This window comes from Cytobacillus praedii (assembly GCF_001439605.1).
Lineage (GTDB): Bacteria > Bacillota > Bacilli > Bacillales > Cytobacillaceae > Cytobacillus > Cytobacillus praedii.
The window spans coordinates 671-26,111 of sequence record NZ_LMBX01000022.1 but is presented as its reverse complement, the minus strand read 5'-3'; the positions used below and the strand labels follow the sequence as shown (position 1 = coordinate 26,111).

The 25,441-nt window shown below is 36.5% G+C and carries 27 protein-coding genes; 22 read left to right on the top strand and 5 right to left on the bottom strand.

Features of this window, described 5'->3' with window-relative positions:
- Nucleotides 1–115 precede the first annotated feature (115 nt).
- The 7 genes from ASU02_RS19670 to ASU02_RS19640 all read left to right on the top strand — a co-directional run bounded on the left by ASU02_RS19670 (nt 116) and on the right by ASU02_RS19640 (nt 7,745).
- The gene (locus ASU02_RS19670) at nt 116–931 is read left to right on the top strand and encodes an ATP-binding cassette domain-containing protein (protein WP_057766803.1); all 816 of its coding nucleotides are present in this window, start codon (nt 116–118) and stop codon (nt 929–931) included.
- 4 nt (nt 932–935) lie between these two features.
- Nucleotides 936–1,634 (top strand): ABC transporter permease, encoded by a 699-nt coding sequence (locus ASU02_RS19665; RefSeq protein ID WP_057766801.1) that lies wholly within the window; start codon nt 936–938, stop codon nt 1,632–1,634.
- A gap of 762 nt (nt 1,635–2,396) precedes the next feature.
- Nucleotides 2,397–3,032 carry an FMN-dependent NADH-azoreductase gene (locus ASU02_RS19660; RefSeq protein ID WP_057766799.1) on the top strand — a complete coding sequence of 212 codons (636 nt, stop codon included), beginning with the start codon at nt 2,397–2,399 and terminating at the stop codon, nt 3,030–3,032.
- Nucleotides 3,033–3,199: 167 nt separating this feature from the next.
- A complete protein-coding gene (locus ASU02_RS19655; RefSeq protein WP_057766797.1) occupies nt 3,200–3,382 on the top strand; it encodes a hypothetical protein in 183 nt (60 codons plus the stop codon).
- Between the two features lie 2 nt (nt 3,383–3,384).
- On the top strand, nt 3,385–4,860 hold the full coding sequence (locus tag ASU02_RS19650; RefSeq protein ID WP_057766795.1) for a sodium:solute symporter family protein: 1,476 nt from the start codon (nt 3,385–3,387) through the stop codon (nt 4,858–4,860).
- 121 nt (nt 4,861–4,981) lie between these two features.
- Nucleotides 4,982–6,349 (top strand): alkaline phosphatase family protein, encoded by a 1,368-nt coding sequence (locus tag ASU02_RS19645; RefSeq protein ID WP_057766793.1) that lies wholly within the window; start codon nt 4,982–4,984, stop codon nt 6,347–6,349.
- A gap of 112 nt (nt 6,350–6,461) precedes the next feature.
- A complete protein-coding gene (locus tag ASU02_RS19640) occupies nt 6,462–7,745 on the top strand; it encodes an MFS transporter (protein ID WP_057766791.1) in 1,284 nt (427 codons plus the stop codon).
- Nucleotides 7,746–7,876: 131 nt separating this feature from the next.
- Here the strand turns inward: ASU02_RS19640 and ASU02_RS19635 are convergent, their stop codons facing one another.
- Entirely contained in the window at nt 7,877–8,584 is a 708-nt protein-coding gene (locus ASU02_RS19635) for a class I SAM-dependent methyltransferase (RefSeq protein WP_057766789.1), read from the bottom strand.
- A gap of 227 nt (nt 8,585–8,811) precedes the next feature.
- On the opposite strand from ASU02_RS19635, the gene ASU02_RS19630 reads away from it, so the two are divergent.
- From ASU02_RS19630 to ASU02_RS19580, 11 genes are all read left to right on the top strand, one after another.
- Nucleotides 8,812–9,750: a COX15/CtaA family protein gene (locus ASU02_RS19630; RefSeq protein WP_057766787.1), complete on the top strand. Its 939-nt coding sequence runs from the start codon at nt 8,812–8,814 to the stop codon at nt 9,748–9,750.
- Nucleotides 9,751–10,077: 327 nt separating this feature from the next.
- Entirely contained in the window at nt 10,078–10,512 is a 435-nt protein-coding gene (locus ASU02_RS19625) for a DUF1641 domain-containing protein (RefSeq protein ID WP_057766786.1), read from the top strand.
- 36 nt (nt 10,513–10,548) lie between these two features.
- Complete coding sequence (locus tag ASU02_RS19620) at nt 10,549–11,730, top strand: NAD(P)/FAD-dependent oxidoreductase (RefSeq protein WP_057766784.1); 1,182 nt, start codon at nt 10,549–10,551, stop codon at nt 11,728–11,730.
- A 346-nt stretch (nt 11,731–12,076) separates the two neighbouring features.
- Nucleotides 12,077–12,544 carry a flavin reductase family protein gene (locus ASU02_RS19615; protein WP_057766782.1) on the top strand — a complete coding sequence of 156 codons (468 nt, stop codon included), beginning with the start codon at nt 12,077–12,079 and terminating at the stop codon, nt 12,542–12,544.
- Between the two features lie 12 nt (nt 12,545–12,556).
- Nucleotides 12,557–14,038, top strand: coding sequence for a 4-hydroxyphenylacetate 3-hydroxylase family protein (locus ASU02_RS19610; protein ID WP_057766780.1), 1,482 nt, complete (start codon nt 12,557–12,559; stop codon nt 14,036–14,038).
- A gap of 26 nt (nt 14,039–14,064) precedes the next feature.
- Nucleotides 14,065–14,820 carry an IclR family transcriptional regulator gene (locus ASU02_RS19605; RefSeq protein ID WP_057766778.1) on the top strand — a complete coding sequence of 252 codons (756 nt, stop codon included), beginning with the start codon at nt 14,065–14,067 and terminating at the stop codon, nt 14,818–14,820.
- Between the two features lie 182 nt (nt 14,821–15,002).
- Complete coding sequence (locus ASU02_RS19600; protein ID WP_057766777.1) at nt 15,003–15,785, top strand: 2-keto-4-pentenoate hydratase; 783 nt, start codon at nt 15,003–15,005, stop codon at nt 15,783–15,785.
- 562 nt (nt 15,786–16,347) lie between these two features.
- On the top strand, nt 16,348–16,884 hold the full coding sequence (locus ASU02_RS19595; RefSeq protein ID WP_057766774.1) for an adenylyltransferase/cytidyltransferase family protein: 537 nt from the start codon (nt 16,348–16,350) through the stop codon (nt 16,882–16,884).
- 16 nt (nt 16,885–16,900) lie between these two features.
- A complete protein-coding gene (locus tag ASU02_RS19590) occupies nt 16,901–17,926 on the top strand; it encodes a TRAP transporter substrate-binding protein (protein WP_057766772.1) in 1,026 nt (341 codons plus the stop codon).
- A 16-nt stretch (nt 17,927–17,942) separates the two neighbouring features.
- Nucleotides 17,943–18,425 carry a TRAP transporter small permease gene (locus ASU02_RS19585; protein ID WP_057766770.1) on the top strand — a complete coding sequence of 161 codons (483 nt, stop codon included), beginning with the start codon at nt 17,943–17,945 and terminating at the stop codon, nt 18,423–18,425.
- Nucleotides 18,422–19,702, top strand: coding sequence for a TRAP transporter large permease (locus ASU02_RS19580; protein WP_057766768.1), 1,281 nt, complete (start codon nt 18,422–18,424; stop codon nt 19,700–19,702). Before ASU02_RS19585 ends, ASU02_RS19580 begins: the two co-directional genes overlap by 4 nt.
- Before the next feature lie 127 nt (nt 19,703–19,829).
- On the opposite strand, the gene pepT is transcribed toward ASU02_RS19580, so the two are convergent.
- A complete protein-coding gene (pepT, locus tag ASU02_RS19575) occupies nt 19,830–21,068 on the bottom strand; it encodes a peptidase T (protein WP_057766766.1) in 1,239 nt (412 codons plus the stop codon).
- A 94-nt stretch (nt 21,069–21,162) separates the two neighbouring features.
- Entirely contained in the window at nt 21,163–21,645 is a 483-nt protein-coding gene (locus ASU02_RS19570; RefSeq protein ID WP_057766764.1) for a hypothetical protein, read from the bottom strand.
- A gap of 259 nt (nt 21,646–21,904) precedes the next feature.
- Between ASU02_RS19570 and ASU02_RS19565 the strand changes: the two genes are divergently transcribed.
- Nucleotides 21,905–23,035 (top strand): amidohydrolase, encoded by a 1,131-nt coding sequence (locus ASU02_RS19565; RefSeq protein ID WP_057766762.1) that lies wholly within the window; start codon nt 21,905–21,907, stop codon nt 23,033–23,035.
- A gap of 46 nt (nt 23,036–23,081) precedes the next feature.
- On the opposite strand, the gene ASU02_RS19560 is transcribed toward ASU02_RS19565, so the two are convergent.
- The gene (locus ASU02_RS19560; protein ID WP_057766760.1) at nt 23,082–23,279 is read right to left on the bottom strand and encodes an alpha/beta-type small acid-soluble spore protein; all 198 of its coding nucleotides are present in this window, start codon (nt 23,277–23,279) and stop codon (nt 23,082–23,084) included.
- A gap of 91 nt (nt 23,280–23,370) precedes the next feature.
- Complete coding sequence (locus ASU02_RS19555; RefSeq protein WP_057766757.1) at nt 23,371–23,607, bottom strand: helix-turn-helix domain-containing protein; 237 nt, start codon at nt 23,605–23,607, stop codon at nt 23,371–23,373.
- A 178-nt stretch (nt 23,608–23,785) separates the two neighbouring features.
- On the opposite strand from ASU02_RS19555, the gene ASU02_RS19550 reads away from it, so the two are divergent.
- The 3 genes from ASU02_RS19550 to ASU02_RS27080 form a co-directional block, all read left to right on the top strand.
- The gene (locus tag ASU02_RS19550) at nt 23,786–24,529 is read left to right on the top strand and encodes a hypothetical protein (protein WP_057766755.1); all 744 of its coding nucleotides are present in this window, start codon (nt 23,786–23,788) and stop codon (nt 24,527–24,529) included.
- A 117-nt stretch (nt 24,530–24,646) separates the two neighbouring features.
- Entirely contained in the window at nt 24,647–24,961 is a 315-nt protein-coding gene (locus tag ASU02_RS19545) for a metal-sulfur cluster assembly factor (protein ID WP_057766753.1), read from the top strand.
- 312 nt (nt 24,962–25,273) lie between these two features.
- On the top strand, nt 25,274–25,441 hold a 168-nt coding region (locus ASU02_RS27080), incomplete at both ends, for a transposase (protein ID WP_232426303.1).

Here is a 25,441-nt window from a genome sequence, read left to right as displayed (position 1 = left end):
CACTTTTAATTATACATCTAATTGAAAAAAGATTCCATTATACACTTTGGAATAAAAAGTTAAAAACAGCAGAAATAAATGGTAAAATAAAGAAAAAAAGAGTAGAGGCAAGCGAATGATCATTTTTGAAGCAGATAAGGCTGGGAAAAAGATTGATGGTGTAAATATCTTACATGATCTTTCTATTTGTATTTCACGAGGAGAAAAGGTTGCTATCACTGGACACAATGGTTCAGGAAAAAGCAGTTTATTAAAACTGATTGGTGGCATATATGAAAACACATCTGGTCAAGTAAGAAGGGGTATGGGCAAAACTGGGTATGTCCCAGAGCATTTTCCTGAGAATATCCGTTTTAAAATGCAGGAATATTTACTGTTAATAGGTAAAATGAACGGCAATTCGGAGTCTGAACTCATTAAGAAAATACATAAGTATGCGGAAATATTCGCTATTACAAACTTTTTGAATACTCCTTTAAAAAAATGTTCAAAGGGAACAAAGCAAAAAGCGGGAATAATTCAAGCATTGCTAATTGATCCAGATATACTTTTACTGGATGAACCATTAACAGGCTTAGATGAATCGACACAAGTAGAACTGTTAAACGAGTTAGCTTCAATTAATACAGGATTTACAATCATCTTTACTGCACATGAGTCACTATTAATCGATGGTTTGGCCAATCGGGTGATAACTGTTGCCAATGGCAGGATCATTGCTGATGATAAAAAGGAAAAAAAAGAAAAATATAAATATATAAAAGTTATTGTTCCAAATCAAACAGTAGCTTCAGAGATTCCTAATATTCGTTTTCATTATATAGAAGAACGTACAGTTGAGATAACGGTATTAAGTGAACATTCGGATGAAGTTCTAACCAGGCTCTTAGAAAGTGGCTGCTCAATTGTGGAATTAATAGAGAAGAGGTAGGAAAGTGTCAGCATTTGTCCGTTATGAACTATTAAACTTTATCCGGTCATTAAAGTTTATTCCCCCAGTCGTCTTATACCTTGCATGGATATTTATTTTGTATGCATATAAAAACGTGCCAATACTAAGCAGCTATGGAGTTTCATCCATTGCAATATATTTAGTAATGACATGGATAGCGATGGGCATGTTATCGATAGAGGAAGAAAGTGAAAAGCATATTCTCTTCTCACATTTGGGAAGTAAGTGGAGATACTTGCGAGGCAAGTGGTATGCTCTCCTTCTTATGATGGTTCCACTCATGCTGTTTGCAGTGTTTTTTCCAATTTTCACTGGCAGTTTTAAAGCAGGAATGACAATTGAATACTATCTGTTAACTTTTTTTTGCCACACTGTTTTTGCTATTTTAGGAGCTTTAGTCGGAACACTTTTTTCAGCAACACGTTTAGCGGATAATAAGTACGCCTGGCTATCAGCTGTATTTGTATTAGTTTGTTCACTTGCATCAAAGTCATTGATAGAAACGGCAGTCTTTTTGAAATGGATCCTATGGATATTCCCGCCAGTTTTTAATGTTATTGACCATATGGACAATGATTTCAATGTTAACAATGGCTTATGGTTTGATCTTATTTTTGTGATTGCTTATATCGTTTTAGCAGCTACAATAGCAGTTTGGTTATTTTTAAAGAAGGAACGGTAATTAAAATATGGAAAGTGAATCAATTTTTAGTGATTGATTCACTTTTTTTACATTCGGCAGCGAGGAGATCCAATTAGAAGTCTCTGTTCAATTAAAGGAGAAGAACTTATAAATGAATAAAAATTGCTACTATGAGTCAATGGGGAGGAAATAGATGGAGAGAGTATACTGTTTATTCATAGCATCAATTCTATTAATCTGTTGATTTCTGACAGGATGCAGTGAATAAAAAGACTATGAAGTAATAAAAGCTGAAAGTAAAATAACTGAATCAGTTGACCAAATTCATCTGGAACTTGATTATGAAATTGCCAATCATCCAGATGAAGATTGCTATTTCACCTTCGTTTTTCCGTCATATATTCAAGATGCTCTCATTAGTAATATTGGAATAAATAGTATTTCGGTTAATAGCAGCGTTTCTGGCAGTAATAGCAGTCAGTAAAGAAGGTGCTGAAATGACAGAAGAAATAATTGCAGGAATACTCCAAGGTGAGGTCCCATTTATTAAAAGTGTTCTAATCGGTAAAACGATAGGTATCAATTAATTTTTACAGTTCCTATAACTGCGATGTCTTTAATTGGTTTAGGAACCTCTTCTTGGTTACGGTTTTTCCTTAACTTTATGAAAGTCCCGATTATAATAAGAGTTATAATTGTTGACGATTTGAGACTATTATTGTAGTATATCAATGTATCTTGAATTAAACATATTTTATTTCGAGGTAATAAATAGATATATAGTTAGGAGATAAGAATATAATGAACGTTTTAGTAGTTAAAGCTAATAATCGTCCTGCAACAGAGGGCATTTCAAGTAGAATGTATGAAGTTTTCATGGAGGAAGCAAGAAAAGTATCCGATATTGAATTAAATACATTCGATGTTTTCGCAGAGGATATGCCATATTTCGGACAGGACTTTTTCAATGCGATGGGAAAAACTGCACAAGGTGTAGAATTAAATGATATCGAGCAACGTATTCTTGCTGCTTCAACAAAAGCGATGGATGCATTTATGGCAGCTGATACAGTAGTATTTGCATTTCCATTATGGAATCAAACAATCCCAGCAGCACTACAAACTTTCATCGACTATATTTACCGTGCAGGTGTGACTTTCAAATATACAGAAAATGGTCCAGTTGGACTTGTGCCTGAAAAGAAAGTAATTATTTTAAATGCACGTGGGGGAGATTACTCAACACCACAAATGGCACCTCTTGAAATGAGTGTAAATTATGTAAAACAAATTATGAATCTGTTTGGTATTCAGCAAATTGAAGAAGTGATTATCGGGGGTCATAATCAATACCCTGACCGTGCAGAAGAAATCGTGTCAGAAGGTATGGAGCGTGTCAAAGCTTCAGCTGGTAAATTATCACCAGTTCATGCCTAATACGTTTCATGTTTGACAAAATAACAGCAGTAATAGCTCTAATTCCTATCTAAGGAGTTAGGGCTATTTTTTTAATTAAATACAAGTGTCTTTACAGTTGGATATCCTGGTGTATAATAAGATTGTTAATTTGCTATATTTTTATGTTAGTAGCTGGAGGTGATTTCATGAAATCTACAGAATTGAAATGGGCTTTATTAATCCTTGTGATTGTTTTGCTTGGTTATATACTTCCATATACATTGTTTACGAACATAGCTGCATGGTATGGAAGTTTTTTATTGTGGACAATTTTGGCAATAGCGATTATTGGAATTAATTATTTAATAACGAGGAAGTGGGGTGAATAATTGTGGGTACACATATGGTTTGGTGGACAATTGCTATTTATATTATTATTTCATTATTTATTGCTTTTTTATCAAGAAGTGGAAAACAAACGAATATGGTCAGTTACTTTCTAGGAGATCGGAAATTAGGCGGCTTCGTATCTGCGCTAAGCTATAGTGCAACAACTTATAGTGCCTTTATGCTGGTTGGATTAGCAGGATTAACATACAAAGGTGGCGTCGGTGCATTTGGTTTTGAAATCATCTATTTTATGGGTGTATCTTTAGTCGCTTTTTTTGGTCCGAGATTTTGGTTAGTCGGGAAGAAATACGGGTATGTAACACCATCCGAAATGTTAGGTGATCGATATAATAATAAAAAGGTCGCAATGGTTGTATCCATATTCAGCTGTCTATTCCTAATTCCATACAGTGCAGTTCAGCTTGCCGGGGTGGGCTACCTTTTGCAGGGAATGACAAATAATGCAATCCCATTTACTACTGGTGTGGTAATTGCGACAGTCCTTGCCATTGTTTTTTCTTATATTGCTGGTATTCGATCAGTTGCCTGGACGGATTCCTTACAAGCATTATTCATGATTATTTCATCGACTATAGTTGTCATTCTCATTATCAATGGATTAGGTGGTGTCGGTTCATTCTTTGAAACGCTGGAGACAAATCAACCACAATCATTAACGGTTCCTGGAAACGGATTTTTTAGTTTTTTTACCTTTTTAGGATTAACGATTCCTTGGTTTTTCTTTAGTTTGTCTAATCCACAAGTAAGCCAAAGATTATTTATGCCAGCTTCAATGAAGAGCTTAAGAACGATGCTGATGGGATTTTTAATATTCGGTTTTGTGTATACGCTAGTTTCTGTCATATGGGGATTTTCTGCAGCCGCTATGTTTCCAGACTTGGCAAATCCAGATCTGGCCACACCCAAAATTTTATCATCTGATTTAGTTCCGCCAATTCTTGCGGCAATAGTGATGGTTGGAATTATGGCAGCTGCCATCTCGACGATTGATTCTATTTTACTTACATTATCTTCTTTATTTGCAAGGGACGTATACGGATACATGAAGAAAAACTCGAGTGATAAAGATCAGCTCCTTGTTGGGAAAATTGTTATACCAATCATTGCCATATTAGCTTATCTATTTGCACAGATGAATGTAAACCTAATTGCCGTGCTGTCAGTAGCATCTTCAGCAGGCTTACTAGTTACAGTGCCAGCTATAATTGGCGCGTTCTTTTGGAAAAGAGGAACAGCTGCTGGCGTAATAACTAGTGTAATTGTTAGTGGAGTTATGGTGATTATATTAGAATTTGCCAAATTAAAACCGTTAGGACTTGCTTCAGGAATATGGGGCATAGTTATCTCGGCGATTCTCTATATTGCAGTTAGTTTGATAACGAAAGCTCCTGAGAAAAAAGCGGATGAGTTTTTAAGTTACTTAAAGACAGAATTAAAAAGAAGTAAAATTGTATAAGCAGAGCTAAATAAAATAAGCTCCCCTCGATTGAAGAGGGGAGCTTATTTATATTAATTTAATAATTTACAAAAATTTCATAATAAATAAAATATATTTACATATAACTCATTCCTATATAATGGTAAAATATATAGTAAGAGTTTTCAAATGGAGGCTATTCATATTGACTGCATTAACGAAAAATATGATTGTTATTTCTTTTGATTGTTTATCTGCATTAGATTTCCCGCTCATCCATTCACTGCCAAATTTCGTTCGGGTTTTTCAAAAAGGATCGTTTTCAAAAAATGTGGAAACGATTTATCCTTCTGTTACATATCCATGTCATGCAACGATTGTTACAGGGAATTATCCGATTCGTCATGGGGTGATTAATAATACATTATTACAGCCAGGTGTTGCTTCTCCTGATTGGAATTGGTTTCGAAGTGCAATTAAAGGTACGACATTATACGATGAAGCGTGCAAAGCCAACCTAATAACAGCGGCACTTTTATGGCCAGTTACTGGGAAAGCAAAAAGTATTCAATACAATTTGCCAGAAATATTTCCGAATCGGCCGTGGCAAAACCAAATTTTCGTTTCGCTTATGAGTGGAACCCCCTCCTATCAATGGGAGCTAAATAAACGTTTTGGTTCCATACGAAATGGATTAAACCAGCCAGAATTGGATGATTTTGTTTTAGAATCAACGGTTCATACAATTTTGACGAAAGAACCAAATTTACTACTCGTTCATTTTACTGATCTGGATACGATGCGACATAATTATGGCGTGTTTTCAGATGAGGCAACAGATGCTATTCACCGCCATGATCAAAGACTTGGACGTATTTTGGATGCACTCGAGGAAAGCGGAAGATATGAGGAAACAACAATTGTAATTCTTGGGGATCATAGTGCATTGGATGAAAATAAAGCTGTTCATTTAAATGTAATTTTCCGGGAAAAGAACCTAATATCTATTAATTCTAAAGGGAAAATAACCGATTGGAAGGCCTATTGCAATGGCTGTGACGGTTCAGCATATATTTATTTGAAAAATAATAATGACAATCAAACGAAACAAGCGGTGAAAAATATTCTAGATGAATTAATAGCCGATCCTGACAACGGCATTGAAAGAATCTTTACTGGAGAGGAGGCTGGGAGTAGAGGTGCAGATCCTACATGTGCTTTTATGGTTGAGGCAAGTCATGGCTTTTACTTTCTTGAGCCTCATGAGGGCGAGTATATAAAACATGTGACGCAGAAAGATGTCTGGGAAAATAATAAATATATGCTCGCCTGTCATGGATATTCGCCAGAGAAGCAAGATTATTCTACATTTTTCCTTGCCTCTGGTAAAGGGGTGCTTTCGAATGAGGAAATTCCTTATATGAGACTTATTGATATTGGTCCTACATTAGCTAGAATGCTAGGTGTGGACTTAGGTAATACGGATGGGAAAGTGATAGAAAAGTTCTTAAATTTACAGGACAAATAAGGAGGTCAAGCTCCAGCGCCTAGCCACTTGGGGTCATCAACCCAAGCCTCCCAGAAAGGTATAGAACACCTTTCCGAAGGCCCTTCCGCATTTATTATAAGGAGGTTGTTTAATGAAGAAAATGTCCAAACCTGAACGCAGCTGGGTATTTTATGATTGGGCGAACTCGGCCTATTCCATTGTTGTTGTTACTGCCATTTTTCCTTTGTATTTTAAATCAGCTGCAACATCGGCAGGGATTTCTGCCGCAACATCCACTGCCTATTGGGGATATGCCAATTCAATTGCTACATTAATCGTTTCCATACTAGCTCCTCTACTAGGAACGATTGCTGATTTTAGAGGATTTAAGAAAAGATTTTTTACCTTTTTTGCCTGTTTAGGAATTGTTTTTACATTAATCCTAGCAGTTGTCCCAACTGAACAATGGCTGATCTTATTAATTTGTTTTGTGCTGACTTCAATCGGATTTGCTGGGGCAAATATCTTTTATGATGCTTTTCTTGTAGATGTTACGAGTGAAGATCGAATGAACCGTATTTCCGCAAATGGTTTTGCCCTCGGATATATTGGCAGCACGATTCCTTTTATCTTATCTATTGCTATTATTATTTTAGCTCAGCAAGCTGTTATCCCGTTGTCTGTGGGAATTGCCAGTCAGATTGCCTTTGTCATTACAGCTTTATGGTGGGGCCTTTTCACAATGCCGATGCTGAAAAATGTTGAGCAAATTTACTATGAAGAGCGTGTACCGAATCCAGTTTCTGCTAGTTTTAAGAAGCTTTTTACTACATTGAAAAATATTAAAGCCTATCGTGCGTTATTTTTGTTCTTATTAGCCTATTTCTTTTATATTGATGGGGTTCATACAATTTTCACGATGGCAACAGCCTATGGTTCTGACATTGGAATCGACTCAACAACTCTATTAATTGTCTTATTTGTTACGCAGGTGATAGCTGCACCGTTTACAGTACTATTTGGAAAGCTTGGACAAAGGTTTAATGAAAAAAGAATCATAATGGTTGGAATTCTTATGTATATTTTCATTTGCATATATGCTTACTTCCTCAAAACAGCCATAGATTTCTGGGTACTTGCTCTGCTAGTTGGAACAGTTCAGGGCGGGGTTCAAGCACTAAGCCGTGCTTATTTTGCTAAACTGGTTCCAAAGGAATCTTCAAATGAATTCTTTGGCTTCTATAATATTTTTGGTAAGTTTGCTGCGATAGCCGGCCCTGTGCTCGTTGGTGCTACCGCACAAATCACAGGGAATACGAATAGTGGGGTATTCAGTCTCGTTATTTTATTTGCCATTGGCGGGGTATTGCTACTTCGTGTTCCAAAGCATGGGGGAGTGGCAACAGAACAGCCAATATCCCATACTACACACTGATGTGAGAAAAAGCTGCAATCCATTTTACTGATTGCAGCTTTTTTCTTTCTGAATGCACAGGGGAGAATTCCTGAATATCTTGTATGGGTAAGGGTGTAGCTAAAACCACGACCGGGATGCATGTGACCGGATTATTTTTTCGCGGTAACAATGAAAGCGGGTGTATTGATAGAGTAAGGGGTGCTATTAAAATCCCCAAATGTGTTAATTTCTTTAAATCTGCAGCTTTCAAGCAGTGGCAGCAGTTGACTCGCTGTTGCTGGATATAATGGAATGGTATTGGAATCCGTTTGCCCTGCCACTGTTAAAGCAGTAGTAAAAAGGATCCTGTCTCCAGTTAATGTATACTGGCGTTGAAAGTCAAAATGTTCCTTTCTTATCACAGGAAAGGAAAACTCCTTATTTTCTAATACTCTTTCAAAATTTACTATTTGAAATATAAAAACCCCATTTTTATTTAGTTTTTTGAAGGCTAGCTGAAAGAATTGGGCAATTTCGTCCAAATTTCTTAAGTGTGCAAGCGTGTTGCCAATACAATAGATGCCGTCATAGGTTTCAGCAAATTCTTCTACTTGCTGCATAGTTTTTGTCTCAACATTAAGTGAAATAGTTTCTGCTAATGCCTTCATGCGAATCTCTTCAGCCATTCTTTTTTCAGGCTCAGTCGCAGTGACAGCGAATCCTTCCTTTGCAAGAGCAAGTGCCATATTCCCCGTTCCAGCACCAACATCTAATATTTTTCCGCCTTTACATAAATGAGCGGATAGAAATTGTTGTGTATTTTTATTTGCTGGGAATATTTGATCATAATAGGGTGTTAATGTTTTATAAAATGACATCTTGAAATCATCCTTCTTGTCTTTATTTCTTTCTATCTTAACTATACGAAAATGATGAAAAAACACTGTGATTATCATCATAGCGAATAAACACTTCTTTTATCGAAATACCACTATTATTAGCGAATGCAGATTGTTTGTGATTCATATCACCGTTTAGTTGATTTTCCTCTATTAAAATAAAAATAAAATTCTAAATTTTTTTAATAAAGGGAGAGGTGTATTTATTGACTCGCGGTAGATTAGCGTTCTTTACTATTTTATTGACATACTTTTTGATAGTTTTTGGTGGCTATGTTGCATCATCAGAATCTGGCATGGGCTGCGGTCCAGAATGGCCGTTATGTAATGGAGCTGTTATCCCTATTTTGCAAGGTGATACACTAATTGAATTTGCTCATCGAGTAATTGGCGCCATTCTCGGAATTATGGCAGTATTATTATTCGTAAAGATCATTCGATCACATTCAAATACAACTATTCGTTCTGTTGCGTGGGGAATGCTCTTCATGTTAACCGTACAAATCCTTCTTGGAGCAGTTGTAGTCATTCTTGATCTTCCTGCAATTGTTGTAACAGGACATTTATTAGTTGCAATGATATTCCTAGCAAGCCTTATTTGGCTTTGGAGGAAAACGGGTATGAAGGAATCGAAGGGTAAAATTCATACTGTTTCTATAAATATTGAAAAACGAAAACACATAATCAATCATCTAAATATTGTATTGGTCTTGTTACTTTTAACACTCGTTTTTGGAGCCTATATTAAGCATGAATCATATGGATTAGCATGTGGGTGGCTTACATGCGGGGATTCACTCCTGCCAAATACATTACCTGGCATCCTTCAAACGATACATAGAGTATTAGCGGTCATATCTACAATCTATCTGCTGCTGATCAGCTACTGGGCATTTTCAAAAAGATGGGGAGTTGCTATGCAAAATCGCATGCTCCTTTCATTACTTATAGTGTTGCTGCAACTTCTAATTGGCGCATTTACAGTTATTTCTTATCTAGATATCCCGTGGGCAGTCCTGCATTTAGCGATTGGAACGGCATTATTCGGCTTTGTATATGAGGCAAGGGCCTTTGCAGGAATTCATATGCCTTTAACAAGAAAGCCAAGAATAGCCGTGAATGCAAATAATAAAAGTCAGATGTGAAAATATAACTATAAAAAAAATGCTGGTCCAAAATTATGGACCAGCATTTTTTTATTGGAATGAGTGATGGATGTATTTTAATTGCTTATAAAACCGATGATAATGCAGATCTTTATTAATCTAGAATTTTAAGTTAATAGTAATGTTAATATTTTTAAATATGTATTTGAAATTCTTAAAAGATAGGAGTATAGTAGTTAAGGGGTAACTGATAGGAAGCAAGCAAGTGAATTTTTTTTGAACTTTTTTGTGAAATATCACACAAGTCACAATTTCCTTTCAGTTTATTATTTTCAAAATATTTTTAGATGCAAAGGGGAATAGAAAATGACAGCTACGCTTACTCAAACAAAGCCAGAACAAGAAATGTCATCCAATCTTGAAAGACAAGATATCATTGATCAGCTGTTAAAACCAGAAGTTCAAGAGTCTTTAACAGCATTAGTAGATCAATTGCCAAAACTAACTGAACTTCTTAATGTATTAAATAAGTCTTATGACTTTGCTCAATCAGTTGCAACTGATGACGTATTAAAGAATGATACTGTTGGAGCGATTAAAGAAATAGTAGATCCTGTTAAAGATTCTGTGAAAAGTATTGCTGCAACTGCGATTGAAGCAAAGGATCGTGCAGAAGAAAGCCATGAAGTAATCGGTCTTTTTGGTCTTTTAAAAATGCTTAAAGACCCTCAAGCGCAAAAACTTTTCCGTTTTATAACAGCTTATCTTGAAATTTCTTCAGAACGCAGCAGCCAAAAATAATTCTTTCTATACAACAAAGTAAGGACGGGGAAAATAATGACGAAACATATTGTTATTCTAGGTGCAGGTTACGGCGGACTTCTTTCAGCTCTAACTGTTCGTAAATATTTAGATAGTAATGAAGCTTATGTTACAGTAGTAAATCAATATCCAACACACCAAATCATTACGGAATTACACCGTCTTGCAGGTGGAACAATCTCTGAGCAAGCTGTTTCTATGCCATTAGAAAAGCTTTTCAAAGGTAAAGATATTGATCTTAAGATTGCAAAGGTTGAATCATTCTCTGTAGATAATAAAGAAGTGAAGCTTTCTGACGGTTCTACATTAACGTATGATGCACTTGTAGTATCTTTAGGAAGTAAAACAGGTTACTTCGGTATCCCAGGACTTGAAGAAAATAGCATGGTTCTGAAATCAGTTGACGATGCAAATAATATCTTCAATCATATCGAAGGCAAAATTCGTGAATATGCGAATACGAAAAATGAAGCAGATGCAACAATCGTAATCGGCGGCGGCGGTTTAACTGGTGTTGAATTAGTTGGTGAGATTGTTGATAATATGCCGAAAATTGCCAAGAACTATGGGGTAGATCCTAAAGAATTAAAGATCAAGCTTGTTGAAGCAGGTCCAAAAATTCTTCCAGTATTGCCGGATCACCTTATCGAACGTGCAACTGCAAGCCTTGAAGCACGTGGAGTAGAATTCTTAACGGGTCTTCCTGTTACAAATGTTAGCGGAAATGAAATTGACCTAAAAGATGGTACAAAAATTATTGCCAATACTTTTGTATGGACAGGCGGAATCCAAGCTCTTCCAATCGTTGAAGAATCTGGTCTTGCTTGTGATCGTGGCCGTGCAACAGTAAATGAATTCCTGCAATCAAGCTCTCACAAAGATGTATTTGTTGTTGGTGACAGTGCTGTTGCATTCCCTGCAGAAGGTGGACGTCCGTACGCACCAACTGCTCAAAATGCATGGCAAATGGGTGAGCTTGTTGGGTACAATCTTTATGCATACCTTCAAGACAAAACATTTGAAGCATTTGCACCAGTTAATTCTGGTACACTTGCTAGCCTTGGACGCAAAGATGCGGTTGCAACAATTGGTGCAAACAATACTTCCCTAAAAGGCATGCCTGCTTCATTAATGAAAGAAGCAAGTAATGTTCGTTACTTATCACATATTAAAGGGCTATTTAGTTTAGCTTACTAATATAACACAAAAAGAACCGTTGTTTAGCATCTGATCATGCTAGACAACGGTTCTTTTTGTGATTATTTTATGCCTCATCAATAATTTATTTATATTGATGTCCAGACACTGATAATAATCCCATTTAGCACCAGCATGCAGGTAATCTGCTAGTTCGTTTTTTATGCTCATTCTTTAAATTTGGGTATCTTTAAGGAATTTTTTTTGTCATTTAAGGCACTGTTAAAGTTAAATGAAGGTAAAAATAAAAATAGATTAAATTTCAAATACTGAAATTTCTGAATCTTTTAAATAATAGTTTCCTTTATAATAACGGTATAAATGTTACTTTGGAGGCGAGAAATAGATGGACACTCGTGATTTAAGAAATTGTTTTGGAAAATTCCCTACAGGTGTAACGGTAGTTACTTGGTTTGAAGGAATTGAAAAAAGGGGGATTACTGTTAATTCTTTTACTTCCGTATCCTTAGATCCACCGCTGGCACTTGTTTCTATCGACAAAAAAGCAAACGCTTACAATGCAATGAAAGGATGCAATTTTACGATAAACATTTTATCAGCAGAGCAAGAAAAGATTGCCTGGCAATTTGCTGGGAAGCAACAGGATTCTTTAATAATTGATTGGGTGATTTCAGGGGTTGCACCAAAGATAAATGACAGTGCGGCATGGATCGAGTGTAAACCATGGAAGGAATATGATGCTGGTGATCATGTACTATTTATCGGAGAAATATTAGACTTTCATAGTAAAGAAGGCGAAGCCCTATTATTTTATCAAGGAAAAATGGGTTCTACTAAGGTACTTGTTAATTAAGGAGGTTTTATTATGGGAATTAAAACGGGACAGGACTATATTAATAGAGTCAAATCTAGGAAGCCAGAAGTATGGCTTGGCGGAAGAATAGTAGAGAATATTTATGATGAACCTTATTTTAAACAGCCAATAAATGAAATAGCTAAACTATATGATGCACAGCATGATCCGAAGTATCAGGATGATATCACTCATATATGCGAGGAAACAGGGATGCGAGTAAGTAATGCTTTTCTATTTCCTAAATCAAAAGAAGATTTACAGAAGAGAAGCAAGTTATTTGAAGTTTATGCTCGAATGACATATGGATTGATGGGGAGAACTCCTGACTTTTTAAATGTAGTAGTAACTTCACTCGCTCAAAATGCATGGTTTCTTGAAAAGTATAATAAAAACTGGGCAAAAAACATCATTAATTATTATAAATACCTGCGAGATAATGACATATTTCTAACACATGCGATCGTTAATCCGCAAAATGATCGGAGTAAAACCTCCCATGAACAAAAAGAAATATATACACATTTAGGTACAGTTAATGAAACTCCAGATGGGATCGTTGTAAAAGGAGCGAAAATGCTGGCAACATTGGCTCCAATTACAGATGAAGTCATTATTTATTCATTCCCAGGCTTCGCACCAGGTGATGAAAAGTATGCTTTAGCATTTGCGATTCCAATCGATACACCAGGACTTAGAATAATCTGCCGAGAGCCAATGCAAGATGGAACTCGATCACAATTTGATCATCCGCTTGCTTCACGCTATGAAGAAGCAGATGCTCTGCTAATATTTGATGATGTGCTTGTACCATGGGACCGGATATTCTTATACAACAATGTGGAAGCCGCGAATCTTCTTTATCCGATGACAGGTATTGCACAGCAGCCTGCCCATCAATCAGGTGTTAGGGGATATATAAAACTAGCATTTATAGTTGAAGTTGCCTGTAAACTAGCTGATTCTATTGGAGTCGATGTGTATTTAAATGTACAAAGGGACTTAGGGGAGATCGTCCAATCAGTTGAAGTAATAAGAGCGCTGCTCCGTGTGGCTGAATATGAATACACAATTAATGATAAGGGTGAAGCCATGCCGGATGCAGATGCACTTGAAACTATACGAGGCATGCTTCCAGAAATGTATCCTCGTGCAATTGAAGTGATGCAGACAATAGGTGCAGGCGGGTTATTAATGATGCCTACTGAAAATGATTTTAAACATCCTGAGTTAAATGCTGATATGGATAATCATTATGCAGGAAGACATGGGGTGTCCTCTGAAGAGAGAATAAAGCTCTTTAAATTAGCTTGGGATCTATGTGGAGAAGCATTTGGAATGAGGCTGCTTCAATACGAACGGTACTATACAGGAGACCCTGTAAGAAAGAGGGCCATCTTTTACAATAAATATAAAAAAGGGAAGAAGTTTTCGATGGTGGAAGAAGTATTGGCCAAACCTATAATAGATGAAGCAGAAGCTATAGAACTGTAATCTGTACAAGTAAAAGGGGGAGCAAGATGATTTCTTCCGTTGAAAGAATCACTAAAATTCTTAATTTATTTACTGATAGTGAACCTTCGTTAGGTAATATTGAGATTGCTGAAAAGCTAGGAATTCATCCAAGTTCTGCTCATCATTTTGTGAAATCGATGTGTAAAGAGGGAATTTTGATCCAAGGGAATGATCGGAAATACAGACTTGGATGGAAACTTCTAGAATGGAGCAATAAGGTAATGTACCAACAGGATATTCATTCAGAAGCTGGTCCTATTATAGTTAATCTTGTACGTCAATTTAAAGGGACCTCCCACATTGGTATGTTTCATGAGGGAGAGGTTAGATTTGTTTTCAAAACTACATCCCCAGATGCTGACGTAGTACCAACTTTCATTGGTACTACTAGACGGCCTGCATACAGTACAAGCAGCGGAAAAGTCTTACTTGCCTTTAATCCCTCATTTATTCAGCCAACACTAGCGAAAGGACTTTTAAAACAATCAACTAATACGATTACAAGTGTAACTAAATTATATGCAGAATTAAAGAAAATAAAACAGCAGGGCTATGCAATAAGTGATGACGAAAATGATTTTGGTCTTTATGGAGTAGCAGCACCTATTAAATCTTATAATGGGCAAGTGATTGCTTCATTAAATTTTGTTGGAGAACCAAATTACATGAAAGGCAAAGAGAATAAACTGATTATTCAGTCTGTTGTTAGGTCCGCACAGGCTATTTCAAAACAGTTGGGCTATATTTCTTTACCTTACTAAGTTTGTTAAAAAAGAATGATCTGTAGGTTGTCTTTTTTAATAAGAAACTAAAGAAAGTTGCGGACTCATTCGGAGGAATAAAGCATAGAGGAATTGATCGTGAAGGAGGAGAGCCTAGTTTCGCAAATTATAGTGTAATTACTAACATTCACTATCAAACAGTGATTAAAGGGAGAAAAGAGATGGTAGTTAATTTAATTGAATGGTCTACAAAATTTATTGAAGCAGAAAAAACAGGTAAGAGGATTGATCCTCCTTCTAAGGTATTACCTGGAATAAATGAAAGAGAAGCGTACCAAATCCAATTAGAAACCATTAATCGCAAACAAGAACTCGGACAGAAGATTACTGGGAAAAAAATCGGTTTAACATCTATTGCAATGCAGCGGCTGCTTGGTATAGATGAACCAGATTACGGACATTTGCTTAATGGGATGGAACTAGGGAAGAATGCTGTGGTTTCAAAAAAGTCAGTTATTCAGCCAAAGGTTGAAGCAGAAATTGCATTTGTTTTAAAAGAAGATTTAAAAGGTCCTAATGTGACAGCAGAAGATGTATTAGAAGCAACAGACTATTTAGTAGCAAGTATAGAAGTGGTTGATAGCCGTGTATTAGATTGGAAGATTACATTGCCAGATACAATTGCTGATAATGCTTCATCAGGCTTATATATATTAAGTGACAGGCATGTTTCTCCATCGGATATTAATCTTTCTTCCATCAAAATGAAGTTATTTCAAAATGGGGAGTTCATCAATGAGGGAAAAGGAGAGGATGTTTTGGGTAATCCAGCAAACAGTGTAGCTTGGCTGGTAAATAAATTACATGAATTTAAAATTACTTTGAATAAGGGTGAAATTATTTTATCTGGAGCACTGTCAGCAGCGATTGACGCAAAATCAGGCGATACTTTTTACGCAGACTTTGGAGAGATACTTGGTGGAGTGTCTATTCATTTTGAGTAGGAGGAAGAAACCTTCAAATATCAAGAAAAGTAAAAGTAGGCACAAGCGGTTCTCGAAGTAATGGGACGGATTTAGTGAATATTATTGATCAAAAATATTGGAAATGTCCGTAATGATGTAATTGACCCACATTCAGATGGATTAATAAGTGCAGTCATAGAGTCATCATGTTATTGATAATGGAATGGATGGATATTTAGAGAGTCCTAAACTTGCAGTATTTAATTTGATACGGCAACAGCAGTGGTCCATATTATGCATGATAAGCATAAAAGAATATAAGCAAACAAGTTATCGATTTGTATCCTGCAGCGATTGGACCATTTGTCGGTACAAAAGCTGATTGTTCATTCTATTAACTAGATTTCACCAGTTGGATATGCTGAAATTGTTGCTCCAATTGCAAGTAGTATGGCACTGGGTCTCCCGCTGACAAGAGTAAAAATTGATGAGTTCACAAAGTCATATGCTAAAAGTGCTTTTGTAACTGAAGAATAATTGAAATACCGTCCGAGTTGGGTTACTGGGGTATAGCGTAAGAATTGCTCTAGGAGGAGCTCACATGAAAATTTCTTATGGGGAGTTCCCTATATTAGCAGAATGTGTTTTAGCTATTGGTGCTTTTGATGGTGTACACATAGGTCATCAAAATGTATTAGAGAAACTTAAATACCAGGGAAACAAGTTAGGCGTTGAAACAGTTGTCTGTACATTTGATCCCCCGCCAAGACATTATTTTCAGAATGCATTAATCCTCACACAATTAGAAGATAAATTAGCTAGAATCCACTCATTTGGGATCAATCATTGCATCGTCGAACAATTTAATATGATTTATCTACAAAAGAGTGCGAATGCCTTTATTAAAGATATCAAACAACTAAATCCAAAACTGATAATAGTTGGAGAAGACTTTAGGTTTGGAAGAAATAGATTAGGAGATATACCTCTGCTGCAAAGTCATTTCTTAGTAGAAACGATTTACCCGGTATGTTGTAAAGAAGGAAAAGTCATCTCTTCTACCCGTATTCGAAAATTACTTTCTAAAGGGGATAGAAAGTTAGCTGCTGCATTTTTAGGACTTGATAAACTAGTTTAAATTAGGAGGAGAAAGAATGTCAAAATGGGTGAGAATTATTTCTTTATGTGCAATATTAACTTTAATTCTCTTTGCAGCTGGATGCGGAAACAGTAAGGAAAAAACTACAGGTTCATCTTCCGGAAATAAGAGCGGAGAAAAGCAGACATTTAAATTAGCCCATATTACCCCTACTGATCATATGTGGCATAAAGCAGCCGAGAAATTTGGAGAAGAACTAAAGAGTCGGTCAGACGGAAGGCTGGAATTAGAGATCTATCCTGCAAGCCAACTAGGAACTGAAGCCGATATGGTACAGCAAATCGAAAGTGGTTCAATCGATTTCGGCTTAATTACCGCTGCATATTTAAGTGCTAGAGCACCAGAATTTGCCGCATGGTTTATGCCTTATGGTTTTACAACACTTGAAGAGGCAAATGAAGCAAGAAAGTCTGATATATCAAAGAAAATCCTTTCTTCCTTGGAAGAACAGGGACTAAAGGGACTTGATTATTTATTTGCGGGACAACGTGTCATGATATTTAAAGATAAACAAGTAAAGACGCCAGCTGATATGAATGGATTGAAGCTGAGGGTTACTCCAAGCCCACCAATGCAAGACTTTTATCGTTCAACAGGGGCTGCACCTGAAGGTCTACCGCTGCCTGAGGTTTATGCGGCAATCCAAACGGGTGTAATCGATGGCATGGACATGGATCTTGATGCTACGATAACTAATAAGTATTATGAGGTAGCTAAATATGGTGCAGTTACAAACCATATGGTATGGCCATCAGTTGTTATCGCGAATCAATCAAAATTTGAAGGGATGCCTGAAGAAGATCGTAAAATAGTTACCGACTCCTTAGAGGCTGCAATTGAGTTTGCTGTTACAACGCGCTCAGCCCAGGAAGAAGAATTTAAAAATGAGCTGTCTGAAAATGGAATGGAAATTTATGAGATCTCACCAAAGGAGTTTAAGAAACAAATCGATGAATTTGATCAAATATACAGCGAGAAATCCCCGCTGATCAAAGAATTTATTAAGACATACCGTAAATAATGAAAGGGGATTTAAAATGACAAGAATTAGTGATGTCATTACAAAAATTGAAGAAATATTAATGATCATACTAATGGCAGCTATGGTTATTATAGTAACTTTTTCTGTCGCCTTTCGTTACTTCTTTAATTCACCAATTACATGGGCTGGGGAAGTGTCAATATTCCTGCTGATCTGGGTTACATTTCTAGGAGGGAGCTGGGGGTTGAAGTATAACTCCCAGGCCTCAATTACTTTTTTAATGGACAAAGTTACAGGTAATCAAAAAAAGATATTAATGATCATCCAGCTGCTTAGTATGATTCTTTTTTTAGGTGTTATTTTATTTTTCACATATAAATGGATTTTTCTCCCTTCTGTGCATATTCAAAAATCAAGTTCATTGCTATTGCCAATGTGGATTCCGTATAGTGCTGTTCCAATTGGCCTTTCCTTTGCTGCTATACATTTGATCGCTCGACTTTCTCCAGCTTCTATAAAAAGGGAGGGAGCGGAATGACATTTATTATTATTGGAATATTCATAGTATTGCTGTTGATAGGTATCCCTATTTCAATGGTCCTCGGAATGATTACTGTGATATATTTTGTTCTCGTCGGAGATTCTTCTCTTTTAGAATCGACACCAATGAGATTATATTCAGGATTGGAAAACTTTGGATTGTTGGCGATTCCTTTATTTATGCTAACTGGGGAAATTATGAATGAGGGAGGGATTACCTCAAGATTAGTACGTTTTTCAAGAGTACTCTTAGGTCATATACGTGGTGGTCTTGCATATGTAACGGTGGTATCAAATATGTTCCTTGCTTCTATTTTAGGTTCTGCAAACGCCCAAGCAGCAATGATGAGTAAAGTTATGGTCCCTGAAATGGAGAAGGAGGGATATACTCGGGAATTTTCATCTGCTTTAACCCTTGCCTCATCCATTGTTGCTCCGATTATTCCACCCAGTATGATATTTATCATATATGGGACACTATCCGGAACCTCTATAGGCGGACTTTTCATGGCAGGAATAATCCCCGGAATATTATACGGACTTGCATTCATTGCGTTAATTAGTTTTCTTGGTTATAAGATGAACTTTCCAAAAAGTGAAAGGGCATCCTTTCAGGAAATCAGAAAAAACACTTGGAATGTGCTCCCTGCAATGCTCGTTCCATTTATTATTATCATTGGAATCCTTAGCGGTATTTTTACCGCAACGGAATCTGCAGCAGTAGCATGTCTTTTTGCTTTTATTGTGGGATCATTTTTTTACAGGGAATTTAATTGGAGGAAATTTCCGAAGATATTAATTAGCACAGTGATAAATACAGCTACGGTTACATTTTTAATTACAATGGCTAATATTTTCGGGTGGATGATTGCATTTGAGCAAATTCCACAAATTCTTGTAGATGTTATGCTTGGAATATCAGAAAATCCGTTTGTGTTCCTGTTATTAGTGAATATCGCTTTAATTGTTATTGGGATGTTCCTGGATGGAATTGCAGCTCTTATTATTCTAATCCCAGTTTTAATGCCACTCGTAACCGCATTTGAAATAGATCCCATTCATTTTGGATTAATCGTTTGTATTAATCTAACAATTGGATTATTAACACCACCAGTAGGAACAGGTCTATTTATCGTGTCTTCAATTGCAGAAGTGAAAATTGAGAAATTAATGAGAGCCACTATGCCATTTTTAGCTGTGGCAATAGTTATCCTTTTTGTAATTACTTACTGGAGTGATGCGGTTTTATTTATTCCTAAAACCTTTGGATTGTAACAAACCATATTTTCGCTTCAAATCCGAATACGCGTGAATAAGTGTTATGAAAGCAGATCAAACAATAATAAATCTAACCAAAAAAGCCTAGGTTTCAATCTAACTATTGAACCTAGGCTAAAGTATCTTAAATCTCGCCCTTCTCCTCAAAAATCCGAATGATATTCAAAATCACATTTGTTGCCTTCACCATATTATCAACGGAAATAAATTCGTATTTGCCGTGATAGTTTTCGCCGCCAGTGAAAATGTTTGGTGTCGGCAGACCCATATAGGAAAGCTGGGAGCCATCTGTGCCACCGCGGATCGGCTTGATGATCGGTTTTATGTCTAATCTTTCCATTGCTTCATAAGCAATATCGACGATTTCCTTTACAGGTTCAATTTTTTCCTTCATATTATAATACTGATCGGTCATCTCTAAGATAATAGAATCTTGTCCATATTGATTACGGAGTTCGTTGACAATATTCTCGATTGTTGCTTTTCTGTTATTGAAGTTTTCTTTATCAAAATCGCGAATAATATAGTTTAAAACGGTTTGCTCAACGTCTCCATTAATAGAGGATAAATGAAAAAATCCTTCGTATCCCTCTGTATATTCAGGTGCTTCTTTCGCTGGTAATTTATTGTTGAACTCCATGGCGATTTTGGCGGAGTTCACCATTTTCCCTTTTGCTGTCCCAGGATGAATGTTATTCCCTTTTATCGTGATTTTTGCAGCAGCTGCATTAAAGCTTTCATATTCGAGTTCTCCAAGTGGGCCTCCATCAGCTGTGTACGCATATTTTGCTTGGAATGCTTCTACATCAAATTTATGGGGTCCTCTGCCAATTTCCTCATCTGGTGTAAATGCTACTCTAATTTTTCCGTGCTTAATTTCAGGATGATTGATTAAGTAAACCATTGCAGTCATAATTTCTGCGATTCCAGCTTTGTTGTCAGCGCCAAGAAGAGTAGTGCCGTCTGTGGTTATTAAAGTATGGCTTTTATATTGGCTTAAATTAGGATAATCATTCGTTGAAAGGACGATATGTAAATCACTATTTAAGGTGATATCGTTTCCATCATAGTTTTCTACGATTTGCGGCTTCACATTTGTACCTGTAAAGTCTGTGGCTGTATCTAAATGTGCAAGAAATCCGATTGTAGGAACTTTCTTTTCTGTATTTGCTGGAAGGGTTGCCATTACATACCCATTTGCATCCATCGTTACTTCATGCATGCCAATTGAATTTAATTCTTCAACGAGCATTTTTCCTAAGGTTAGTTGTCCGGGTGTCGAAGGACAGGTTTCACTGTCTGCATTCGATTGTGTATCAACTTTTACATAGGTAGTAAATCGTTCAATAATTTCATTTTTCACCTTATGAACATCTCCTTTAATTGGATCTCAAGCTTATTTTATCATAATCTTTTGGTTTTTTAGTGTTTTAGTGTTAAAGGGTGATGGGGGATGGTTAAATGAAGATATGAATAAAAACAAATCCTATATATAAAAATGCCATTACATAATGAAACCTTCTTCTTTTCCCGGTCGCCTTCCATCTGCGCAGCAATCCGCTATACATAAGAATTAGCATTAAGCACATGGTGATCATACCGCTTGTTGTTTTTGTTATCCAAGGATGATCAAAATGTGCGGCAATCATGATCATTGCATGCGCGATAATTAGTGAAGCAGCAGTAACAGCAATAGGGATATGATATTTCATCATTCTTTTGGATATTTTTGCAAGCCTTACCTTTACATTTCTCACCTTGCTTTTGCGAATAAGAAAGAATACAAAATACATATTTACATTAATTAAAAATAAAATAAATGCGGCTTGTGCGATCATTTTTCCGATAAAGATATAGTTTGAATCATACCCTTGATATAGACTCCAAAAAATTATTGTTATGACAGTAATTAAATTGATAGTAAGCCATTTAGCAATCATATTTACCCTCCTTCCGCCCTTAACGGAGATAAAGGGATGTAAGACCCCATTTTGAGAAGTAGAGGGACAAGTAATTCTATGAGGGGATCAGCAGCCCGTAAATTCGGATTAGTGCATATTCAATCAGGAGGGGTTGAAGAAAAACTCCACTGATTGAAGATTTACTCTATCCAACTATAACATTTTTCTTTCAATAGGATTCAATTTTGGATATGATGTTATTAATTTGTTTGACTATTACGACAGGGGGCATACATAATTGGATCCGATATTATTTATTGATCGCGAGCGGGAACATATTTTGCGAACGTATAAAGAGCTTCATTTACTTGCAGAGCCAAGCTGGAAGGAAGAGAAAACCTCCAACTATATAAAAGATATGCTTGAAGCTTCGGGTATTCGTGTTCAGACATTTCCAGATCATTATGGACTGGTGGCAGAAATACCAGGAAGAAAAGCAGATGTGATAGCGCTTCGTGCAGATATGGATGCGTTGGTGCAGGAAGTGGATGGAAGGGTTCAGGCTAATCATTCATGTGGTCATGATGCACATAGTACAATGGTGTTGTTTACTGCACTCGCACTTGCAAAGACAAGTGAACAGCTTATCCATACGGTCAGGTTTATTTTTCAGCCAGCAGAAGAGAAAGCGGAAGGTGCACTGAAAATGATGGAGGCAGGTGCGTTAAAGAATGTAAAATTTCTTGGAGGCATTCATTTACGTCCAAAGTTTGAGGTTCCTTATGAAAAAGCATCTCCTGTTATTATCCACGGTTCAACCGTAAGTATTAAAGGGGTAATTAAAGGAGTCCAGGCACATGCAGCTCGTCCTGAAGAAGGGAATAATCCGTTGGAAGCCGCAGCGCTGTTGGTTCAGGCAATTAGGCAAATCCGTTTAAAGGATGAATATCCTTATTCAATAAAAATAACTGAGCTACATGGGGGAGAAGCTTCAAATTTAATACCAGAATCTGCAAGATTTACATTTGATTTGAGGGCAGAAACAAATGAAACAATGGAAAAGTTAATCAAACAATCAGAGCATACCATTAAGAAAGTTGCTGAATTAACGGAAACTGTCATTGATTTTAGTCTCGTAGAGTATTCGCCAGCAGCAATAAAGAATGAAACGGCTATTAAATTAGCTGAAAGTGCGATACGTTTTGTTCTGAGTGAAGACAATCTTCAGCCAATTTGCAAATCTCCTGGAGCAGAGGATTTTCATTTTTATACATTAAATAACCCTGACATTGCTGCAACAATGATTGGTTTAGGCTGTGATTTAAGTCCAGGCTTGCATCATCCAAATATGTCTTTTAATCAAGAGGCACTTATCTATGGAACAAAGATTTTAGTGAAGCTGTTAGTAGAGAGGGATCAAGTTCAATAGCAGATAAAAGGAAAAGACCCTTTTAGGGTCTCTTCCAAAAAAATCATCAAGATTGACCTTGCTGATTTTTTAATTGCTCCTGGGCCATAGCGACAAGACGTTTCGTCATTTCCCCGCCGACGGAGCCATTTGCTCGTGCGGTCGTATCAGCACCTAGCTGAACACCAAACTCACCCGCAATCTCTTGCTTCATTTGCTCCAAGACATTTTCAGCACCGGGTACTAAAAGTTTGTTTCTTGCCATGATACATCACTCCCACCACGATTATTTGAGCAACATTATGATTGCCCACCTTTAACATAACCGATTATTGGGTCCTTGATTCATCACACGTTTACATAAAGGGTGGAATGCCTTTGCTAAATTCTGATACCAGAGAGGCAATTGATTGCAGCTGTTGATCATCTAAATCGAAAGCCACTTTAATTTTACTTTCTAAGTTAGAGGTTACTCGTCTTTTCCCAAGTTCTACTAAGGCGATTAGCGAAAAACTGCAACTAACAATTTTAGCAAAATCTCGTTGTGTCATATTATAGCTTTCACGTATGAATTTTATGATTTCTTTATTCATGCTCTCACCTTTTAAAAAACTTTTTTATTTTTATAAGTTAGCATTTATATTAATCTTTTGTAAAGTAAATTCTATTCCCAACAGTGGAAAAGTATTATTTAGAGTAAGGGATATTGGAACCAAGATGGGAAAATTGCCATAAGGTAAAATAAAACCTTATAGAAGGGCTGGGGAAAAAATGATCGTTCTTAGCGATTATGGATTAAAGCCAGCTGTCGGCAGTTTTCAAGGGATAAAGCGAGAGATATACCTTGCTCTAGAGAATAGTCCATTGCAGCATACGTACGGTTCGCTCCATGAATTGCTATTTGACCTCCAATTAAGAGAAAATATTATACTGACAGCTAGAAAGCTTCATGAAAGCAAGGTTGCATTTGCTCCATTTCAAACCTCTAAATTTAACCCGAAAATTTGGAAGAAGATAAAATACGGATATTTATTAGATCCATCTTTTCTGCCCTCTGAAGCAATTAATGATATCTTTATAAATAGTCAAGAATATGCATTTGAATGTTCAACAGCCATTGTAATCATTTATTATAAAGCTGTACTTGATTCGATCTCGACAAGCTATTTTAATACGTTGTTCCAGAGGCTTCTTGTTTGGGACTGGAACTATGACCGTGATTTAGGCATCATTACAAAAGTAGGCAGAGACTTTATTCCCGGTGATGTCGTTTATTTTTATAATCCAGATTATGGTCATCCTGTTTGGACAGGGGAGAATACCGTTTATTTAGGGAATGGACAATATTTTGGCCATGGGATTGGGATTGAAACTGCTGAAGGGATGATTAAGGCACTTAATACGTTAAGAAAAGAAAACGCAACCCAGTCAGCTTATTTAATCTCTCAGCATAGCAGGTTAAATACAAATTATTTATCCCAATTTGCCAGACAGCCTTTAAGGAGTTTAAACTAATCCAATACCTAATGTAAATGAAGAGATAAAGTGTGATGCGATTCACTGCTTTGTCTTTTTTTATTTTCTATAATGATAATAGATATCAATGATGAATCGAATCAAGGAGGTCAGTCAATGAGCAGCGCGCTTAAAGAGAAAATAATTGAAGAACTAGAATTGGTTATAGATCCCGAATTAGGCATAGATGTTGTGAATTTAGGTTTGATATATGAAGTAAATATTAATGAAGAAAATGATGTTCATATTGTCATGACGATGACATCAATGGGGTGTCCAATGGCTGGACAAATTGTAGGCGGAGTGAAAAGTGCCATTGTAGATAATATTACGGAAATTAGTAAGGTCGATGTAGATATCGTTTGGAGCCCGCCTTGGACAAAGGATAGAATGTCACGTTATGCTCAGCTCGCACTAGGCATCCACAGATAATTATCAATAAAAATGAGGCTGGGACAAAACCCACCTCTGAAATGAAAAAGCCGGTGGAATTTTACGACGAGTAAAATCCCACCGGCTTTGATTATTTTTTGCATAAAAAATAAGGACCACTTCTGATAAGATAAAGTTACCACACAAAATCTTAGAAAGAAGGGTCCTTATGTTTAAAAATTATATCATGAATCTNATTAGTTTTGCCTTTAGATTTAGAAGTGAAATTACAAAAAAATGATATTGCCTTCCACGTCCATCATTTAGTTGAAAGTATCCCTCATGAAGCGTTCGAACCATTTCTTCGAAATNGAGGGCTTTCCTGCTTACCATCCACGCATGATGCTAAAAATTATCTTATGTGCTTACACACAATCTGTCTTCTCAGGGCGCAAAATCGAAGCCCTATTAAAAGACAGTATTCGTATGAAGTGGCTCGCTCAGGAATATGAACCCAGTTATCGTACAATCAATCGATTC

Coding starts and splice junctions, on each gene's coding strand:
- ASU02_RS19670 (WP_057766803.1), top strand. CDS start 116: ATGATCATTTTTGAAGCAGATAAGGCTGGGAAAAAGATTGATGGTGTA.
- ASU02_RS19660 (WP_057766799.1), top strand. CDS start 2,397: ATGAACGTTTTAGTAGTTAAAGCTAATAATCGTCCTGCAACAGAGGGC.
- ASU02_RS19655 (WP_057766797.1), top strand. CDS start 3,200: ATGAAATCTACAGAATTGAAATGGGCTTTATTAATCCTTGTGATTGTT.
- ASU02_RS19645 (WP_057766793.1), top strand. CDS start 4,982: ATGGTAAAATATATAGTAAGAGTTTTCAAATGGAGGCTATTCATATTG.
- ASU02_RS19640 (WP_057766791.1), top strand. CDS start 6,462: ATGAAGAAAATGTCCAAACCTGAACGCAGCTGGGTATTTTATGATTGG.
- ASU02_RS19635 (WP_057766789.1), bottom strand. CDS start 8,584: ATGTCATTTTATAAAACATTAACACCCTATTATGATCAAATATTCCCA.
- ASU02_RS19625 (WP_057766786.1), top strand. CDS start 10,078: ATGACAGCTACGCTTACTCAAACAAAGCCAGAACAAGAAATGTCATCC.
- ASU02_RS19620 (WP_057766784.1), top strand. CDS start 10,549: ATGACGAAACATATTGTTATTCTAGGTGCAGGTTACGGCGGACTTCTT.
- ASU02_RS19615 (WP_057766782.1), top strand. CDS start 12,077: ATGGACACTCGTGATTTAAGAAATTGTTTTGGAAAATTCCCTACAGGT.
- ASU02_RS19610 (WP_057766780.1), top strand. CDS start 12,557: ATGGGAATTAAAACGGGACAGGACTATATTAATAGAGTCAAATCTAGG.
- ASU02_RS19605 (WP_057766778.1), top strand. CDS start 14,065: ATGATTTCTTCCGTTGAAAGAATCACTAAAATTCTTAATTTATTTACT.
- ASU02_RS19600 (WP_057766777.1), top strand. CDS start 15,003: ATGGTAGTTAATTTAATTGAATGGTCTACAAAATTTATTGAAGCAGAA.
- ASU02_RS19595 (WP_057766774.1), top strand. CDS start 16,348: ATGAAAATTTCTTATGGGGAGTTCCCTATATTAGCAGAATGTGTTTTA.
- ASU02_RS19590 (WP_057766772.1), top strand. CDS start 16,901: ATGTCAAAATGGGTGAGAATTATTTCTTTATGTGCAATATTAACTTTA.
- ASU02_RS19585 (WP_057766770.1), top strand. CDS start 17,943: ATGACAAGAATTAGTGATGTCATTACAAAAATTGAAGAAATATTAATG.
- ASU02_RS19580 (WP_057766768.1), top strand. CDS start 18,422: ATGACATTTATTATTATTGGAATATTCATAGTATTGCTGTTGATAGGT.
- ASU02_RS19570 (WP_057766764.1), bottom strand. CDS start 21,645: ATGATTGCTAAATGGCTTACTATCAATTTAATTACTGTCATAACAATA.
- ASU02_RS19560 (WP_057766760.1), bottom strand. CDS start 23,279: ATGGCAAGAAACAAACTTTTAGTACCCGGTGCTGAAAATGTCTTGGAG.
- ASU02_RS19555 (WP_057766757.1), bottom strand. CDS start 23,607: ATGAATAAAGAAATCATAAAATTCATACGTGAAAGCTATAATATGACA.
- ASU02_RS19550 (WP_057766755.1), top strand. CDS start 23,786: ATGATCGTTCTTAGCGATTATGGATTAAAGCCAGCTGTCGGCAGTTTT.
- ASU02_RS19545 (WP_057766753.1), top strand. CDS start 24,647: ATGAGCAGCGCGCTTAAAGAGAAAATAATTGAAGAACTAGAATTGGTT.